Source organism: Micromonospora sp., from assembly GCF_048594385.1.
In the GTDB taxonomy this organism is placed as follows: domain Bacteria; phylum Actinomycetota; class Actinomycetes; order Mycobacteriales; family Micromonosporaceae; genus Micromonospora; species Micromonospora wenchangensis.
Genome location: NZ_JBMDWU010000466.1, coordinates 1 through 2438, shown reverse-complemented (window position 1 = coordinate 2438; position 2438 = coordinate 1). Strand labels below are relative to the sequence as shown.

3 protein-coding genes are annotated in these 2438 nt (G+C 74.6%); all 3 read left to right on the top strand.

Annotated features, from left to right (window positions below; translation table 11 throughout):
• Positions 1–535, top strand: a 535-nt coding sequence (locus ACOJTC_RS25380; RefSeq protein ID WP_420118766.1) for a hypothetical protein, incomplete at its 5' end; no start/stop codon positions are given.
• Positions 532–1203, top strand: a complete 672-nt coding sequence (locus ACOJTC_RS25375; RefSeq protein WP_420118765.1) for a DUF4166 domain-containing protein — start codon at positions 532–534, stop codon at positions 1201–1203. The genes ACOJTC_RS25380 and ACOJTC_RS25375, both read left to right, overlap by 4 nt.
• Positions 1204–1288: 85 nt before the next feature.
• The gene (locus ACOJTC_RS25370; RefSeq protein WP_420118764.1) at positions 1289–2410 is read left to right on the top strand and encodes a hypothetical protein; all 1122 of its coding nucleotides are present in this window, start codon (positions 1289–1291) and stop codon (positions 2408–2410) included.
• Positions 2411–2438: the final 28 nt, after the last annotated feature.

Below are 2438 nucleotides of genomic sequence, written 5' to 3'. Positions count from 1 at the left end.
CACCGACCTGCACCCGCGCTGGGACGCCCGCTTCTCCTCGATCACGCCGATCGAGCCGCTGGCCGGTGGCGGGCAGCGGTTCCGCTACGAGCTGCGGCTGCCGCTGCACACGCTGGCCGGCACCGGTACGTCGGTGGGGGAACGCCGCCGCCCCGACGGCACCTGCACCTCCGCGCTGCGCTTCGGCACCCCCGACCGGCTCTCGCCGCTGGGCGACGGGCAGGGCTGGTGGCGCTACGAGCCCACCCCGGACGGCGTGCGGTTCACGACCGGCTACGACTACCGGCCCGGCTGGGGTGCCCTCGCCGACCGACTCGTGCTGCGCCGGCTCATCGGCTGGCTGACCGCGTGGAGCTTCGACCGGCTGCGGATCTGGGCCGAGCGCGGCGAGGAGCCGGAGCGCTGGCCGTGGCACTCGGTGCTCTGGCTCTGGCGGCCCGACCGGCCCCGCGCCGTACGCTGCCGCCGGCGCCCGCCCCAGCGCGACGTCATGGCCGATGCACCGGCCCCCCTCGCCGACCTGGAGGCCCCGTGACCGCGATCTTCGCCGAGGCGATGGGCGCCGACTTCGCCCGGCTGCACCCCGAGCTCCAGCGCCGCTTCGGCGTCGGCCTGGACGCCGGCTACGCCTGCGTCGGCCGCGGCACCATGCACCGCGTCCGCCGCGGCCCCTGGTGGACCGTGCCGTTCCTCCAGCTCGGCCGGATGCGCAACATCCTGGTCCCCGACGTCGGCACCGACGTCCCCTTCACCATCCACAACCACCCCTACCGCGACCCGCTCGGGCGCGAGGCGATCACCTTCGTGCGCGAGTACCGCCTCGGCCGCCGCACCCGCCGCTTCGACGCGACGATGGTCCGCGCCGACGCCGGCCACGTGCTGGACTACCTCGGCAGCCACCAGCACCTCGCCGTCGACCTCGAGCTGCGCGCCGAGCCCGACGGCAGCCTGCTCATCCGCACCGGCGCGCAGCGGTTCTACGAGGGGCCGGTCGGCTTCCGGTTCCCGATGCTGTTCAGCGGGGTGGCCGAGCTGCGCGAGCGGTACGACGACGCCGCGGGTGTCTTCCGCGTCGACCTGGTGGTCTCCAACCCGGTGTTCGGGTTCCTGTTCGGCTACGACGGGGAGTTCACGTGCGAGTACGTGCCCCTCGGGGAGGTGCCGGAGCGGCTGCTGCCGCGGCGGTACGAGCGGCGGCAGTAGGGCCCGTCCATGGCCCCATCGGGCCATGCCGCGGCCCGGCACCGGCTCCCTAGCGTCGGAGGCACCACCGACCGAGGAGTCCCTCATGCCGCGTCGCACCAACGCCCTGCTCGGCCTGACCGCCGTGCTCGCCGGCCTGCTGGCCGTGACCACGCCGGGCAGCGCGCAGGCGGCCGACACCACCACGACGTTCACAGGGACCGGCTTCGGCGCGATCCCCGACGGCGGGACGTGCGGGACGCCCGGCTCGCCGCGCGACGTGACCTTCGACGTCTCGGGCGTCGCCGGGCAGACGGCCTACGTCGTCAAGGTCAGCGACCTGCTCCTCACTCACCCCTACGCCGGGGACGTCACGGTGACACTCATCGCCCCCGGCGGAGCGGCCAGCGCGGTGCTGTTCTCGCGCACCGGCTCGATCAGCGCGACCGGCGGGGGTGACGACAGCGACCTGGGCGGACCGTACTCGTTCACCGACTCCGCGCAAGGCGACTGGTGGGCGGCGGCGACAGCGGCGGACGGGGGCAGCCCGATCCCGTCGGGCGTCTACCGCACCAGCGAGCCCGGTGGGGCGCCGGGGGCCACCGGCGCCCAGACCTACATCTACGACGACTTCCTCCCGGTGCAGCAGGTCAACGGGACCTGGACCCTGCGGATCACCGACAGCTGTGCCGGTGACACCGGCTCGGTGACCGGCGCCAAGCTCACGCTCACCGTCCGCGACTGCACGAGCGAGAAGGCGGCGGTGACGGCGGCGGAGGCCGACCTGGCGAAGACCGGCGCAGCCCTCGCGGCCGGCCAGGCGGCGGTCACGAAAGCAGCCGCGGACCTGACGACCGCGCAGCAGAAGTCGGCCGCCGCGCAGCAGGCGGTGGGCCCGGCGAAGGCTGCGCTGGACGCCGCCGGTGCCGCCGTGACCGGGGCCGACAAGAAGCTGGCCAAGGCCAAGAAGTCGGGCGACCGGGCGAAGGTGAAGAAGGCCAGGAAGAGGCTCAAGGCCGCCAGGGCCACCCTCCTGGCGGCGCAGACGGCGTACGGCGCGGCCCTCAGCGTCAGTGCAGCCGCAACCGCGGGCGTCAAAGGTGCCTCGGAGGCGCTGGCCGCAGCGCAGCAGCAGGTGACCACGGCCCAGGCCGCCACGGTGGCCGCGCAGAGCGCGCTGACCGCGGCGGAGAAGCTGCTGGACGACTGTCAGACCATCCAGCTCTGACGGGCGCGACCCGCACCGACTGAGACCC